Below are 14,679 nucleotides of genomic sequence, written 5' to 3' on the forward strand. Positions count from 1 at the left end.
AACTGTAAACAGCAAGCCCCCAACCGGAGGCTTGCTGTTTACAGTTTCCTATTGTAAGAGGCTTGCTCAGAAATTAAAATTATCCGGGTCCGGACCGAACCTGTGGTTCTGGTTCAGGTTCTCAATTGCCTTAACGTCATCGTCGCTAAGCGTGAAGTCGAAAAATCCGGCGTTCTCTGTGATCCGCTCTGCATGAACCGATTTGGGAATGGTAATGACACCCTGCTGCAGATCCCAGCGCAGGACAATTTGGGCGACAGTTCTGCCATATTTGCCGGCCAGCTCTTTAAGCAGCGGCATATCCAGATTGCCCTGCATCAGCGGACTCCAGGCCTCCAGCTGAATGTCATGCTGGCGTGTATATTTCAGCAGCTCGCGCTGGGTCAAGAGCGGATGGAACTCCACTTGATCGACCACAGGCACCACACCTGTATCGTCGATAATATCCTGCAGATGATGGATCTGGAAGTTGCTCACCCCGATGGATTTCACGAAACCTTCCTTTTGCAGATGGATAAGCGCCTTCCAGCTCTCCCGGTACTTGCCGGCGACCGGCCAGTGAATCAGATACAGATCAATTACATCCAGCCCCAGCTTGCGGCGGCTGACTTCAAACGCTTGTAATGCGGATTCATAGCCTTGATCAGGATTGCGCAGCTTGGTCGTAATGAACAGTTCCTCCCGGGGCACTCCGCATTCACGGATGGCTTGTCCGACGCCTTCTTCATTATTGTATCCAGCTGCCGTATCAATGCTGCGATAGCCTGTTTCCACTGCTGCTTTTACCGCGTTGATAACTTCCTCACCATCTTTGGTCTGCCATACGCCCAGTCCCAGCCACGGCATAGTTACTCCGTCATTTAATGTAGGTCCACCCGAAAACGGTCCGTTCAATTCACTCATCGTTAACCCTCCAAGCCTAATGATATTGATCTAACTTCCTTAACCTTAAAAGAGGCCGCATAATCAGCCGATGACCAAAATCAGTATAGCAGATTGCTCCCGCAGGTCCAAAATGCCGCTCTGGACAGGTAAATCAGAATAAAAAATAAGTGCAGTCTGTGTTCACAGTCTGCACTTATTTTAAAATTCGCTTATTTGTCGATTAGCTTGAAATCGTCAAAATTGAATTCCGGGGATACGATGCAGGAGACCAGCACCGGCTCGTCGCCTAGCACCCGGGCCGCCTGCCATACTCCTGCCGGAATAACCACCTGCGGCTGCTGGCCGGCGGCGATGTCGAGACCCAGGATAACCTCGGTAACATCCTCCGGCTGGTCACCGCTGCCTCCAAGGCTTAACACAATCGGGCTGCCGGAATGCCACAGCCAGATTTCGGAAGACAGCACCGTGTGCCATTCCGAGGTTTCGCCCGGATGAAGCAGAAAATAAATCGAAGAAGCTGAGGCTCTGGAGCCCGAATAGCTGCTTCCCAGTGTTTCTTGCGGGATATCAAAGGATGATTTCCAAAGTCTTTTGTACCATCCGCCTTCAACGTGAGGCTGCAGCCCCAGCGCTTCGACCAGCGGAGAAATTTCTTTTTGCGTCACAGTATCGTCTCCTTAAAGTTTTGCGAAGCAAAACTGGCTTCGTAAGCTTACGCTTAAGTTTTGCTTTTACTTTAACGGAATGTGCCGCAATTGTCTAATCCTCTTCCGCTTATTTGCTGTCCTTGCTCGCCTTAAACACCTCGGCAATGGCCCCGAGACTGCCCAGCGTTTCAACGGCGCTGGTCGGCAGGAACACCTTGTTGGCCGGTCCTTTAGCGATTTCGCCTAACGCTTCAAAAGATTGATAAGCCAGCACACGCTCATCCAGCCCTGCGCTGGCGATCAGTGCGATCCGCGTCTTCTCGGCTTCGGCGACCGCCTGAATCGCTTTGGCCTGGCCCAGTGCTTCCAGCTCCTGCGCCTGGCGGAACCCTTCCGCTTGACGGATACGCGCTTCCTTATCGCCTTCCGCCTTCAGAATCTTGCTCTGCTTATCCCCTTCAGCACGCAGGATCATATCCTGTTTGGCGGCTTCCGCCTCCAGTACAATCGCCCGCTTGCTGCGTTCTGCCTTCATCTGCTTATCCATCGCTTCCTGAATGTCCAGCGGTGGCTTGATATCAATAACTTCCACACGCTCGATCCGCACGCCCCACTTTTCAGTCGCTTCATCCAGAGCCAGGCGGATATCCGAGGAGATTTTTTCCCGGCCGGACAACGTTTCATCCAGCTCCAGCTTCCCGATAATCTGCCGCATCGTAGCTGTGGAAATGTTGCGCACACCATATACATAATCGGAAATTCCATAAGTCGCTTCTTCCGGACCAACCACCTGATAGAAAATGATCGTGTCGATCTGCACCTGCACGTTATCCTTGGTGATTACGGTTTGCGGCGGCACATTGGCCTGTTGAATCCGCAAATCATGATAGGTCCGCACCTGATCAATAATCGGAATCAGAATATTCAGACCCGGTGTAAGCAGCCGGTGGAATTTACCGAGACGCTCCACAACCCCTACCCGCTGCTGCGGTACGATTTTGATCGTAAGCGCGATAAAAACAACGACGACAGCAATAACAATACCGATAATTGCCCATTCCATTAGTACTTATCCCCCCATCGTTCTACTTCGATAATCGTGTTGCCTCTTCGGATGACACGGACTGCCTGATCTTTACCCAGAGCTTGAACCGAGGTTGCGCTCCAGGTGTCACCGCCCACTTTGACTTGCCCGTACTGTCCCGGCACAATCGGCTCGACGACAATACCTTGTCTTCCGACAATCTCTGTCCCTGTATCCTTAAACCCCCGTGAGTTGCGGAATCTCGCGACCAGCGGTTTGGTGAAAAAGGTCAGGACGAGGGCAACCAATGAACCGACGACCACCTGCAGCAAAATCGCCTCAGGAAACACAAGTGAGATCAGACCAGCCGCCAGAGCACCTATGCTTAACCAGAGAAGATAAAAAGTAAGCGCAAACATTTCAATCACAAACAGAACGCCGGCTGCAATCAACCAAACTATCCAAGCCTCCATCGGTGAATCCACCACCTTCCGCTATATACTACTATAACGAAAAAAACGGCATAGCGTTGCATTAGTTTTATCAGGGCTGGGACACAGCCATGCTTTTTCATTATATTTCAGCCTATGGAAGGTTATGAGCACCACAATCAGCCTTCTTCATAAAAATCCACACAATTCTGACATTATACAGGAAGACGGGGCTTGTACATCCGCTGTTTCTGCATTCGATCCGGTGAAGTGATTCTGCTGGTGATTATGACATAATAAAAAAAGCTTACAGATCGAGGCGCAGCCTTCTCTGCAAGCTTTTTTTGCTGTTCAGATGGAATTTAGCGCTAAATCAGCTGCCATAGAGCCTGCGTTACCGCCGGTTCCCAACCTTGCAGCGAGGTATGCGACTGCAGGCAGATGTAAGGTTTGCCGCTGTAGCTTACCTTATCGCCTGCTGTATAGGCCACTCCTGCTGCCCAGGCAGATCCCCCGGTCGTTGCCGTCGGGCTTACTGTAGCTGTTGGTACGGGTGTTGCCGTTGGTACTGGCGTTGCTGTCGGACTCACCGTAGCCGTTGGCGCTGGCGTGGTGTTGCCGCAGGTGCCAATCACTTTCCAGGCCCCGAATGCACCGCTCAGATCAGGGCGTTCCCCCTGTGTCCACCACTGGGCTTCATACAGCACACCTCCATTGGAAGCCTGTGGCCCTTGGTGTAGATGGTTGCCGCGTTCCAGGCCGCCGCTGTACATTGCCCCGGTGTTGCAGTTGGCGTCGGGGTAACAGTAGCAGTAGGCGTTGGTGTTGGTTTCACAGTAGCTGTTGGTGTCGGAGTCGGTGTAGCCGTTGGCGTTGATGTCGGTTTCACTGTGGCTGTTGGCGTTGCAGTCGGTGTTGGCGTCGGCACCACTCCGCCGCCCAGATCGGTGTTCAGCTTGTTTTGCAGTGTTTTGTTGCGGTCGCCGCTGGTCTCCCAGAACATCGCTCCTGCCAGGCCTTTGGTTTTGATATAGCTGGTTTTATAGCCGATCGACTCGGCGTCATCATAGCTGATGAAGGTTTGTGTAGACGGATTGTAGAGATAAGGAACTTTTGAGGTGTTATTCCAGTAGCGGGTATAGCCGTTTTTGTTAATATAGTTAGCTTCCAGATCGTAGAAATCATAGTTTCCCTTTTCCCATGTGCCTGTGGACGAAATACCGGCCGAAACCTGATATTGCCCGTTTCCTGTACTCGGCGCACCACCCCAGCCGCGTCCGTAAAACGGCATGCCCAGGACAAGCTTATTCGCCGGGACTCCGCTTGCGAGATAGCTTGTGACAGCCTTGTCGATATTGTAATTCGCCGGATCGGTCAGACCTGATGAGGCTGCTGCCGGGTCATAGTAGAGCGGAGCATTGTGTCCTGTAGTCGTGTTCCAGCTGCCGTTGAAGTCATAGGTCATAATGTTGATCCTGTCGACAACAGCAGCAATGCCGCTAAGGTTGTTATTCTGAACGTAGGCAGGACTTGCACCAGAGGCAATGGTCAGCAGGTAGGTTTTACCGTCAGCGGTTCCGGCCGCATTCAGCTTTTCACGGATTTTCTGCAGCAGCAGCACATAATTCTGCTTATCCTCCGGACGGTAGCTATTGCCTGCAAGGCCTCCGCTGACCGGGTATTCCCAGTCCAGATCGACACCATCCATTTGATATTTGCGGATGAAATCGACTGCGGAATTTGCGAATACTTCACGGGTCGCTGCCGTAGCGGCAACATCCGAGAACCGGTTCGACCAGGTCCAGCCGCCGACGGATATCACCGTTTTAAGATTCGGGTTCTTTTCTTTCAGTTTCCATAGCTGCTTCAGGTTGCCTTTAATCGGATCATCCCACTTGTCATCCCCAAAGCTTTTCTGGGCATCAATCCAGGGATCACCCAGCACAATCGTTCCATTCGGAACACTGATCGTTTGGCCTTGCTCATTTTGGCAGGTCCAGGTGACCGGATTGGGTCCGCTCGGGTCAGGATTGCCGTGAACCCCGTTCCAGCATATATCGGCAAACGCATAGTTGATTACATTCATTTTACTGGGATCGATATCCGTTACGTTGTAGGCTCGCCCATAGGCAGCCCAGGAAGCATAATAACCGACGAGCTTGTAGCCCGCAGCCGCATTTGCAGTTTTGACACTGGTGCCTATCGTTGAAAAGAGTGCAATCACAAGAGCAACGGCCATACCAAGCGCAAAGGTTTTACGAAATCTGCTGTTTGTCGACCTCATTTTCATTTACCTCCTCGGTTCAATGCATAGCCAGCAGTCCTCTTTACAGGCAAAGCTCCCCAAAGTCACCTCCTGGTTCGGATTCACCTTCATCCAGTGTCTCTATCAGATTCATGAGATCAGGATGGTAGATTAAGCACACAAAAAAAGCGCAAGAAAAAATAATCTGTGCTCTTAATCTTGTATTGCTGTTCATGGGTTGCAATCCCGGTAATGTTGTCCGGGACAATGCTTATGCCTACAAAATAGTTGGGAGGGATGGTGTACATGGAATAGGAGGATTCATAACATAAGAAGGATGAAGGCAATCTTATTGTCATATAAAGCACAAGATTAAGCTAGGGGGAAATTTCCATAGTCAGGGGGGAATATCATCTAATTTCCAGTTTTTTTGGCAGCAATAACTGTGCCTCTGTCCCCTATTTGAGGAAGGTTTAGAATTCCGGTGACAAAGGCGGTCCCTTACGCTCCGACAGTTCAAGAGGTGATGGTATCCTTTGCCACCAGATGCGATTATCCTGTCACCTATTGCATTTCCAGCTCTGCATCACTCCAGTGAAGCTGGACGCCATGGTCAATTAAGAGCTGCTGGTAAGCCTTGCGATGGTCATCCGATCCATGAACCTCACGCGGCAAAACTTTATTTGTAATAGCGTAAGAAGCCAGAAGTCCCGCAGCTTCACCAATGTTCCATTCGGTTGGATGAAGGCGGTAGCAGCCGTTTGCGATCTGGGTCATTGAGATATTTTTGCAGGCCGGAAGCAGGTTTGTGACGCGAATAGGGATCAGTGAGCCCAGCGGAATTTCATACGGATGATTGGGGATGTAGAACGTGCGCTGGGATACGGTCGTGGGATGAAGATCCAGATGATAACTTCCAACGCCCACACTGTCCTCATAGCGCATAGGTCCCGCTTCACCGCGCAGCTCCTTGCTTACATCCAGCTCTGTCACCGTGTAGAGTCCGCAGATCCTTCTTGCTTCACGGATGTAGGGAGACTTCGCAAGCCCGTCCTCTGTCCCAAGTACATCTCCCCGCAGCCTCACCCCCGGGTACCCCTTCCCGCCATCTAGTCGGGGCGCCTCCGTCTGAAGCCAATAGACAAGTGACAACGTCAGCTGTCTGGCTCCTTTCAAATGCCGTTCCCGTTCCCCGGGAGGCACTCCGATCAGCGGACCGGCATAATAATCGTTCAGCGCCCAGTTCAGCAGGGTGACTTCACCGTCATTGAGCGGTAGGCTCCAGACCGCAGGATCGACAATCCTCCGGTAATCCCACAGCGAGACAATTCCCTCGTCATTGGGAAACATGGTGAATTGCTTCAGCTTCGTCGTATCACTGGCATCGGAGGCGTACCAGCTGAGAATGGGATACATTGAAAAGGACGGCACATATTGAAGCCAGTAGTCATAGTCCTCAGGCCGTTCTATCGTAAAATCGCCGCCTGGTACATAATCGACGGCAGCAACATGGGTAATCGACTGCATATCGAGCGGGTCCGCTTCCTCCAGCGCATGCGGTTCCCCTGTCTCATGGCGTGATTCAGCGCCGCTTCGATACTCCACCCCCGCAAGCGGCAGCAGATCGCCGCATTCCGTCGCATCCAGATAATACGCCCCTTTAAGCTTGATCTCGGTTCCTTTCACGGTATGTAAGACCGTCACCGCCGTGACCTCATCGCCTGCCGTCTCAGCATGAACGGGAACCGTATAATAAAGCACTTCAATCCGTCCCGAATGTACATAGGGAGCCAGCATTTCATGCAGAACGCTAAGTGCAACCTTCGGCTCATGGGCAAGCCGGCTGACCCAGCCGTTCCCCGGATTGAGCAGCGGATTGTTTCTGGCAGACTCCGTAAGCGGATAATTGCGTCTGTAATACTCCCGCACCCTGTTGCGGAACTCCCGGTAGGTAGCCGTGCTGCCGGAGTTCTCGATCCAGCGGTGCTCATCCGGCGGAACCGCCTGCGAGGTCAGCTGTCCCCCCAGCCAATCCGTTTCCTCAGTTAGGATTACGCGCAACCCTGCCTTGGCTGCGGCGAGAGCCGCGGCAGTTCCTCCAAGGCCCCCGCCGATGATGATCACATCACTTTGTTTCACTTGTCCGAATGTCATGCGGTATCCTCCTCCTCATATCCGTCCGGCAGCTGCCGGAAGCAATCCAATGCAAGCTTGGCCGCGCCGAAGCAGCCTGCCCGGTTCCCAAGCTCCGCCGCTGCAAGGATGTTGGAAAGTCCCTCGCCTTGCAGCCTGTTTTTTAGCAGCGGCCACCAGACGTCCCGGTCATGAATAACCCCGCCGCCAATCACGATAAGCTCCGGATCAAGCGTAGCTCCAATATTGTCCAAGACTACTGCCAAATCAGAGGTGTAGTGTTCGAGAACCTGCAGGGCATCTGGATCACCCCGCCGCGCGTCGCTCATAAGCTCCGCTCCATGTTCATACGCCCGGCCTGTCAGTTCATTTCCGAGCCGCAGCAACGCGGAACCCGAGACGTATTGCTCTACACAGCCCCGGCGGCCGCAATTACAGAGCCGGCCGCCGGGAAACAGGACACTGTGCCCGAATTCTCCGCCGCTCCAGTGCTTTCCCCGGTTAAGCAAGCCTTGAATCATAAGCGCTCCGCCTACTCCGGTACCCAGCGTGAGCATGACCAGATTGTGCCGTCCGCGGCCTGCTCCCTGCCAAGCCTCGCCCAGCAGTGCGGCGTTCGCATCATTATCGGCGGCTGCAGGCAATTTGAAGGTATCCTCCGCCCAACCGGCAAGCTGAAGCCCCTGCCATCCGGGTAAATTATCGGTGGCATACACCACTTCACCCGTGTCTGTATTTACTCTGCCCGCCGAAGCAATCCCGATGGCCTGAACCGGACAGGCTTTAAGCAGTTCGCAGACCACAGCATTCAGCTTGCCGAGTATTGCCTCCCGGCCCTGCCATGCTTCCGTATCGCGACTGGCTTCCGCCCATACGTTTCCGATCTCGTCGAGCACCAGCCCTTTAACGGCTGTCCCTCCGATATCCACACCGATGACCCGTCTCATCCTCGCGTCCCTCCCTTTAGCTCTCGTATCATTCGATGGAGAGGCAGATGTATTGAGGCTGCGGCTGCACCCTCAATAAATACGGTCAATGACAGCTCTTGCCGTCCGTTCCTTCATGTTCTTCGTCTCATCTGTATGCCTGCGTTCCAGTCCCTCACAGATCAGGTCGATAATAAACAACTGGGAGATCTTCGCACCGATGGACCCGCCTTCCAGAGGCGACTCTTTACCGGCAGTGAGAAGAACGATATCAGCAATAGACGCGATGGGGGACTTCGCGTAGTTGGTCATGGCAATGATCTTCGCCCCGTTCTGCTTCGCCTTCATTAACATATCATTGGTATCCAGAGTGCTTCCGGAAACGCTGATGCCGAAGGCGATATCCCCTTTGCCCATCGTTACTGCCATCATCGACTGGATGTGGCTGTCCGCTATGGCCTCAACCCGTCTGCCGATACGCAGAAAGCGATTTTTGGCATCCAGTGCGGTAATCGCCGATGAGCCTACCCCAAAAAACTGCACATGGCGCGCCGCATCAATTTGATTAACGGATTCTTCAAGCTGTCCGCGGTCCAGCATGCTCAGGCTGGATTGGAGGACATCAACCATAGATTCGTAAAGATGCGTCGGATAATCCCCGTCTCTGCCTTCACGGCCGGACAAGGCTTGCTGCTTTGGCAGCCCTTGGGCAAGCATAAGCTTGAAGTCCTGGTAACCCTTAAATCCGATTTTGCGGCAGAAGCGCATAACCGTGGTTTCACCGGTGCCGGCAAAATCCGCAAGCTCCGTAACCGAAAAATAGATGATATTATCCGGATGCTCAAGCACACAACGGGCCACCTTCTGCTCCGATTTGGTCATGGAAGGATAATACGTATTAATCCGATCCGTCATTTCCATCGTTAACAGCCACCTTTCTAATTGCTGCCATAAATCGCCCGGTAATCAGCTGGGGTCTTGTAATGGCTGAACCCACAACTACCGCATAAGCTCCAAGCTCCAGAGCCTGCTGCACCTGGGCGGGTTCATTCATTCTGCCTTCCGCAATAACCGGGATGGACAAACGATCAACAGCGCTTTGCAGCAGTTCAAAGTTAGGCCCTTCCTGCTGCAGGGAATACGGCGTATAGCCCGAGAGTGTGGTCGAGACGCAGGTGACCCCCAGCGCTTCTGCATGGACAGCCTCCTCCAAAATCGAAATGTCGGCCATCGAAGCCGTGCCGCTCCGGTGCAGAAAAGCGACGATTTGCTCCAAGGTGCTGTCTCCCGGTCTCTTTTGCCTTGTCGCATCAAAGGCGATCATATCGGCCCCGGCCTCCAGCAGTTCGTCAATTTCTCTTAGTGTTGGTGTGATATATACTTCCGAACCCGGATAATCCCTCTTGATAATGCCGATAACCGGCAGCGAGACGGCACTTTTGATCGCCCGGATGTCTGCGGAGCCATTTGCCCGGATGCCTACAGCCCCTCCTTCCTCGGCGGCAGCTGCCATGCGTGCCATGATTTCAGCACCATGCAGCGGTTCACCCGGAAGCGCCTGACAGGAAACAATTAGTCCATGACGCAGCTTCTGCAATATCGTATTCAGGGTCCCCACCCTCTCTCTAGTAGTCTATTGTTCCTTGGATTCCCCGGCTGGCACAAAGCGAACGGAGAGCCCTACCTCAAACATCCGGTTCCAAGGCATGTAGCAGTCTGTAATCTCTACCGTGCCCCCGGGACCATCGATTCTTGACGCCAACTCCTGGCGCAGCCGCTGTTCAACCAGAGCCGAGACCTTTCCCCGCTGTCCGTCGAGCAGATATTTGCCGCAGCCCAGCTCCTCGATTGGACCCTCGCTAAGCTCCCCGCGGACGACTGAGCAATAGCATACATCCTCAGCATACCGGAGACCAAGGAAGTCCAAATGCTCTTTTGTGCGCCCGTAATGCAGATAGATCATAGCCTGCGAAATGACCGTCCCCAGCGTGTTGGAGCTTGTATTCCAGCCGGCATAACCTGCGAGTTCAAACAGCATTCCCTTTTCCCGCAGCATTTTGACCAGCTTCTGGTCACCGCCATTGGCATAGCCGACATCGGCAACGGCAACGGGCTTGCCTTTATGTTTCATTATATAATCGCCGTATTCCACAAGCTCCATCAGGTTCCGGTACACATCATAGCTGAAAAAAGACTGATGCTGCGATACCGCTTCCATCATTGTCTCTCCCGGCGTATTCAGCAGCAGCACAAGATCCGCCTCCTGGGCACTGGAAGCAATCAGGCCTCCAGCGGCGGTAATCTGGTACTTCAGCGTCTCATAGAAAAAGCGGTCTTCGAACAACGGGGTGACGAATGCTCCCTGCACCGAAGACAACCTCGGATAAATGAGCGGCACTGATCCTGTAGTTTTATTAATCATCCGTGCCAGCAGCGTGCAGCCCACCTCGTCTGCACCGGGGTACATATAGGCTTTAAGCTCCAAATCAAGCTCCGTAATCCGCGTGCGGACCTTCTGCTGATCTTTGGCTGTATGCCCGAAGGGTGCCGAGTCATCCTGCGGGAAAATCAGGAACTCGATAATGCCTTCCTTCACCAGCTCCAGCACCAGTTTATTCGCTTCAATATTAATGCTGCGCCGTGCGAGGTAATCATCCAGTATTTCCTGCGGAAGCCGTGCTTCAATCTCCGCAAGCTCCTGCAGTTCCTCTCCTGATGCGTTGCCGAGCTCCTTGCGGTGGCCAATAAAACCTTTGCGGAAAATTTCCCGGCCCCAATCGGCATAATAATCTGGCTCTTCGTCGGACAGCGAATACTGCGGGCAGCGCATAATAAGCTGAAAGGCATATATGACCAGCTTCGGGTGCAGCCGTTTGAGATCCCGCAGCTTATCAAGCCTTGCGGCAAGCTCCTCCAGCTGCAAGCTATGCAGTCTGGAGGGGATAATCCCTCCGTACAGCAATGTATCTATAGCAACCACCGCACCGTCCGCCTGGGAGCAGGCCTCTTCAAACCATCTCCATAACCCGTCCGTATCTCCGGGACGCTTCTTCAGTCCCATCAGCTGCATCGGGGGACGCTGCACCTCAAAATCTGTTCCCCTAGCCAACAGAGGGGGGAACTCGTAATTGCAGGGCCGCTCATCCAGCGGCACAAATGCGATTGTGTATGAATTCGCCATTCTTACCCGCCATCCTTTCTATCTGATCATTGAATCCCTTGCAGGGTCAGCCGGTATCCGTTCTTAACCTTTGATCGCACCTGCGATACCTTCCATATAATATTTCTGGGTAAATAGAAAGACTACAATAATAGGAATGACCGATATCATCGTCCCTGCGGCAATCCAGCCGAAGTTATACGAAAACTGGCCGTTCAGGTACGTAAGCGCGGCAGCCAGCGGATATTTCTCGGGATCATCCAGGATGACAATCGGCCACAGGAAGTTATTCCAGAACGCCATGACTTCCAGCAGCACAATGACGGCAATCCCTGGTTTGACCAGCGGCAGAACGAGCTGCCAGAAGATGCGGAGCTCTGAAGCGCCGTCCATTTTCCCTGAATCCCTGATATCCGACGGAATACCCAGAAAGGTCTGGCGCATCAGAAAAATATTGAATACCGACACAGCGGCCGGAAGCACAACCCCCAGATAGGAATTGCCTAAGTGAAAAGCCTGAATGGTCAGATAATGCACAATCATTGCCGTGGAGGAGGGAATAATCATGGTGGCGATCAACAGCGTGAACACGAAATTCCGGCCTTTGAAATGAAAGACTGCCAGCGGATACGCCGTCGTACTGGCCAGCAGAACATTAAACACCACCCCAAGCCCAGCAATAATGACCGTATTCGTAATATAGCGCGGAAAGGACATGAACTGCCAGACCTGCACGTAGTTATCAAAATCAATGAACGTCGGCAGAATGGCCGGCGGGCTGGAGAACACATTTCTGCCAGGCATCAGTGACACACTGAGCAGCCAGAGAAAAGGGCCCATCATGAACAGGGCCAGCAAAATTAGCAGAAGGTAAATGACGGAATAACGGACTCCATTTTTCAGCTGTTTGAATGATCTGCTCGTTGTGTTCAATATGAATTCACCCCGCCTTTCCGGTTAAAGCGGAACACCAGAATGCTAAGCGCCCCTATAATAACGCTGACTATCAGACCAAGCGCGGATGCATATCCGAAGTTGAACTGCTCCAGTCCCTTTTGAAAAATATACACGCTGGAGGTCAGCGTCGAGGTTCCCGGCCCGCCTTTGGTCAGAATGTATACCTCATCGAATACCCGGACCGCCCCCATAATCGAGATCAGCGTACAGAACAGGATATGAGGCCTCAGCAGAGGAATCGTCACATGCACAACGAGCCTCAGAGGACCCGCCCCATCCACTCTGGCCGCTTCATACAAATCTGAGGGAATACCCTGAAGACCCGCCAGATACAGCATCATGTAATAACCGAGACCTTTCCACATGGTGATGAACATCAGGACATATAATGCGGTGCTGCTGCTCGACAGCCACGAGACCTGCCCGTCGATGATTCCAGCTTGGATTAGCAGATAGTTAACCACACCATTGTTGCCCAGCAGCCAGCTCCAGATGAGCGCAACTGCAACCATCGAAGTCACAACCGGAATATAATAAGCCGCCCTGAACATCTTCACACCCGGAAGACGGCTGTTTACGAGAATAGCCATCAGAATGGAGATGACCTGAATAATCGGAACAATAAGGACATACACCAGCGAATTCCATAACGAGACGGTAAAATTGTGATCCTGAAAGGCTCTGGTGAAATTCTCAAAGCCTACATAACGAGTCTCGGCGATGACAGAATAATCGGTTAATGCAAGCGGAATTCCGTAAAGGATCGGCCAAAATGTAAAAATGGCGAGAAACACAAGGCCCGGCGTCATAAACGCCCAAGCGCTGAAAGATTCCGAACGTGCCCATCTCTTCATTCGATATTCCTCCCTCCCTCTGTACTGCAGCATATAAAGGGGAGGACAGCGCCTCCCCGCATCTCTAAGCGGTTTACGAACCCTGTTTAATGATTCCGTTCACTTCTTTTTCCACAGCATCCAGCGTTTCTTTGATATCTGCCCCGTTGAGCAATATTTCCTGCAGTCCGCGGGCAAGCGCGGAGTTGATATCGGAGGCGCTTGGAACACCGACCATATAATCGGTAGCCTTATCCAAACTTTGCGATGAGACAACCTTGGCTTCCGCTTCAAGCGTGCCGTCAGATTTGGTGAAGAATGGATCTGTAATGGAAGCTTTGGATGATGGCAACGTATTGGCAACCTTGGAGAAGGCGGTCTGATTGTCCGCATTGGTCACAAAAGCTGCAAATTCAACAGCCTGCTCCGGATTCTTCGACTTTTGCGGCACAACCAGATCCATGGAATTAGAGAGCCGGAGGTTGGCTTTGCCTGTAGGCAGTTGAACCGCAATCGTGTTCGCATATACTTCCGGCGCCGAGGTCTTGATAAAGTTGATAAAGGTCGGGCCCGACAACTGGAAGGCTACCTGTTCACCGGAGAAATACTGGATCTGCTTTGTGAAATCCGCATCTTCCTTCAGGACCACGCCTTCTTTCATTAGATCGCGCATTTTGGAGATCATGGCTTCAGCTTCCGGCGTATTGAAGGCTGCGGCCGTCTTATCTTCATTCAGAATGGAGATTCCATCGATCGGAAACAGCTTGGATACGAGCTGCTGCGCATATCCGGCGGCTCCGGTCTTTTGATGAACCTGACGGGCCCATTCAATCAGCTCATCCCGGGTTTGCGGCGGATTGGAAGGATCCAGACCGGCTTTTTCCACAAGCTTTTTATTCATGAACAGAACTTCCGTGCCTGTATACCATGGAAGCGCATAGGCCTTGCCGTCAAACACGGTAGAGTTGTAGATCCCTTCAAAATAAGAACCTGCTTCTTCCGCTGTAAGATGATCTGCAAGATTCAGCAAAGCACCTTTGCTTCCCAGCTGGCTCGCAAATTCTGTGTTCAGATTCACTACATCGGGGCTTTTGCCGCTGGCTGTGCTCGTCAGCAGCCGTTGTGAGATGGCATCGTAAGGATAGTCTTTCCATTCAATCGTTACACCGGGGTGGCTTTCCTCGTATTTCGCAATCAGATCATTGAAATAATCATTGAAGGTGGGCTGAAGGGCAATCGTCCAAAATTCCAATGTGACAGGCTCCGATTTGGGCGTATCGGTCTGTTCAGCAGAAGGTTCTGCCCCATTCGCAGAAGTGGTTGGAGCAGGAGCATTCCCATTCCCTCCACAGCCGGCCAGCAGCATAGACAGCGCCATCACGACTAGCAGTGACAGAATAAAGCCTGATCTGTTTGTTCTCACACAAAATCCCCCTTG

14 protein-coding genes are annotated in these 14,679 nt (G+C 52.5%); all 14 read right to left on the reverse strand.

Features of this window, described 5'->3' with window-relative positions:
* Nucleotides 1-66 precede the first annotated feature (66 nt).
* The 14 genes from H70357_RS27260 to H70357_RS27325 all read right to left on the reverse strand — a co-directional run bounded on the left by H70357_RS27260 (nucleotide 67) and on the right by H70357_RS27325 (nucleotide 14,664).
* Nucleotides 67-903, reverse strand: coding sequence for an aldo/keto reductase (locus H70357_RS27260; protein ID WP_038595889.1), 837 nt, complete (start codon nucleotides 901-903; stop codon nucleotides 67-69).
* A 191-nt stretch (nucleotides 904-1,094) separates the two neighbouring features.
* A complete protein-coding gene (locus H70357_RS27265) occupies nucleotides 1,095-1,550 on the reverse strand; it encodes a cupin domain-containing protein (RefSeq protein WP_038595891.1) in 456 nt (151 codons plus the stop codon).
* A gap of 109 nt (nucleotides 1,551-1,659) precedes the next feature.
* Complete coding sequence (locus H70357_RS27270) at nucleotides 1,660-2,595, reverse strand: SPFH domain-containing protein (RefSeq protein WP_038595892.1); 936 nt, start codon at nucleotides 2,593-2,595, stop codon at nucleotides 1,660-1,662.
* Nucleotides 2,595-3,029 carry an NfeD family protein gene (locus H70357_RS27275; RefSeq protein ID WP_038595893.1) on the reverse strand — a complete coding sequence of 145 codons (435 nt, stop codon included), beginning with the start codon at nucleotides 3,027-3,029 and terminating at the stop codon, nucleotides 2,595-2,597. The genes H70357_RS27270 and H70357_RS27275 overlap by 1 nt, the downstream gene beginning before the upstream one ends.
* Before the next feature lie 326 nt (nucleotides 3,030-3,355).
* On the reverse strand, nucleotides 3,356-3,694 hold the full coding sequence (locus tag H70357_RS27280) for a carbohydrate-binding protein (RefSeq protein ID WP_052092274.1): 339 nt from the start codon (nucleotides 3,692-3,694) through the stop codon (nucleotides 3,356-3,358).
* Nucleotides 3,646-5,271, reverse strand: coding sequence for a glycoside hydrolase family 18 protein (locus H70357_RS27285; protein ID WP_052092275.1), 1,626 nt, complete (start codon nucleotides 5,269-5,271; stop codon nucleotides 3,646-3,648). Before H70357_RS27285 ends, H70357_RS27280 begins: the two co-directional genes overlap by 49 nt.
* A gap of 525 nt (nucleotides 5,272-5,796) precedes the next feature.
* Nucleotides 5,797-7,386, reverse strand: coding sequence for an FAD-dependent oxidoreductase (locus H70357_RS27290; protein WP_038595895.1), 1,590 nt, complete (start codon nucleotides 7,384-7,386; stop codon nucleotides 5,797-5,799).
* Entirely contained in the window at nucleotides 7,383-8,312 is a 930-nt protein-coding gene (locus tag H70357_RS27295; protein WP_052092276.1) for an ROK family protein, read from the reverse strand. Before H70357_RS27295 ends, H70357_RS27290 begins: the two co-directional genes overlap by 4 nt.
* Before the next feature lie 72 nt (nucleotides 8,313-8,384).
* Nucleotides 8,385-9,212, reverse strand: coding sequence for a MurR/RpiR family transcriptional regulator (locus H70357_RS27300; protein WP_038595897.1), 828 nt, complete (start codon nucleotides 9,210-9,212; stop codon nucleotides 8,385-8,387).
* A complete protein-coding gene (locus tag H70357_RS27305) occupies nucleotides 9,190-9,900 on the reverse strand; it encodes an N-acetylmannosamine-6-phosphate 2-epimerase (RefSeq protein WP_379146024.1) in 711 nt (236 codons plus the stop codon). Before H70357_RS27305 ends, H70357_RS27300 begins: the two co-directional genes overlap by 23 nt.
* 24 nt (nucleotides 9,901-9,924) lie before the next feature.
* Nucleotides 9,925-11,472, reverse strand: a complete 1,548-nt coding sequence (locus tag H70357_RS27310; protein ID WP_038595902.1) for a DUF4127 family protein — start codon at nucleotides 11,470-11,472, stop codon at nucleotides 9,925-9,927.
* Nucleotides 11,473-11,535: 63 nt separating this feature from the next.
* The gene (locus tag H70357_RS27315) at nucleotides 11,536-12,384 is read right to left on the reverse strand and encodes a carbohydrate ABC transporter permease (RefSeq protein ID WP_231578325.1); all 849 of its coding nucleotides are present in this window, start codon (nucleotides 12,382-12,384) and stop codon (nucleotides 11,536-11,538) included.
* Nucleotides 12,381-13,262: a carbohydrate ABC transporter permease gene (locus H70357_RS27320; protein WP_038595907.1), complete on the reverse strand. Its 882-nt coding sequence runs from the start codon at nucleotides 13,260-13,262 to the stop codon at nucleotides 12,381-12,383. Before H70357_RS27320 ends, H70357_RS27315 begins: the two co-directional genes overlap by 4 nt.
* Nucleotides 13,263-13,335: 73 nt before the next feature.
* Nucleotides 13,336-14,664, reverse strand: coding sequence for an ABC transporter substrate-binding protein (locus H70357_RS27325; protein WP_038595909.1), 1,329 nt, complete (start codon nucleotides 14,662-14,664; stop codon nucleotides 13,336-13,338).
* Between the last annotated feature and the right edge of the window lie 15 nt (nucleotides 14,665-14,679).

The organism is Paenibacillus sp. FSL H7-0357 (assembly GCF_000758525.1).
Lineage (GTDB): Bacteria > Bacillota > Bacilli > Paenibacillales > Paenibacillaceae > Paenibacillus_AQ.

Coding starts and splice junctions, on each gene's coding strand:
- H70357_RS27300 (WP_038595897.1), bottom strand. CDS start 9,212: ATGGAAATGACGGATCGGATTAATACGTATTATCCTTCCATGACCAAA.
- H70357_RS27320 (WP_038595907.1), bottom strand. CDS start 13,262: ATGAAGAGATGGGCACGTTCGGAATCTTTCAGCGCTTGGGCGTTTATG.
- H70357_RS27295 (WP_052092276.1), bottom strand. CDS start 8,312: ATGAGACGGGTCATCGGTGTGGATATCGGAGGGACAGCCGTTAAAGGG.
- H70357_RS27285 (WP_052092275.1), bottom strand. CDS start 5,271: ATGAGGTCGACAAACAGCAGATTTCGTAAAACCTTTGCGCTTGGTATG.
- H70357_RS27290 (WP_038595895.1), bottom strand. CDS start 7,386: ATGACATTCGGACAAGTGAAACAAAGTGATGTGATCATCATCGGCGGG.
- H70357_RS27310 (WP_038595902.1), bottom strand. CDS start 11,472: ATGGCGAATTCATACACAATCGCATTTGTGCCGCTGGATGAGCGGCCC.
- H70357_RS27275 (WP_038595893.1), bottom strand. CDS start 3,029: ATGGAGGCTTGGATAGTTTGGTTGATTGCAGCCGGCGTTCTGTTTGTG.
- H70357_RS27270 (WP_038595892.1), bottom strand. CDS start 2,595: ATGGAATGGGCAATTATCGGTATTGTTATTGCTGTCGTCGTTGTTTTT.
- H70357_RS27260 (WP_038595889.1), bottom strand. CDS start 903: ATGAGTGAATTGAACGGACCGTTTTCGGGTGGACCTACATTAAATGAC.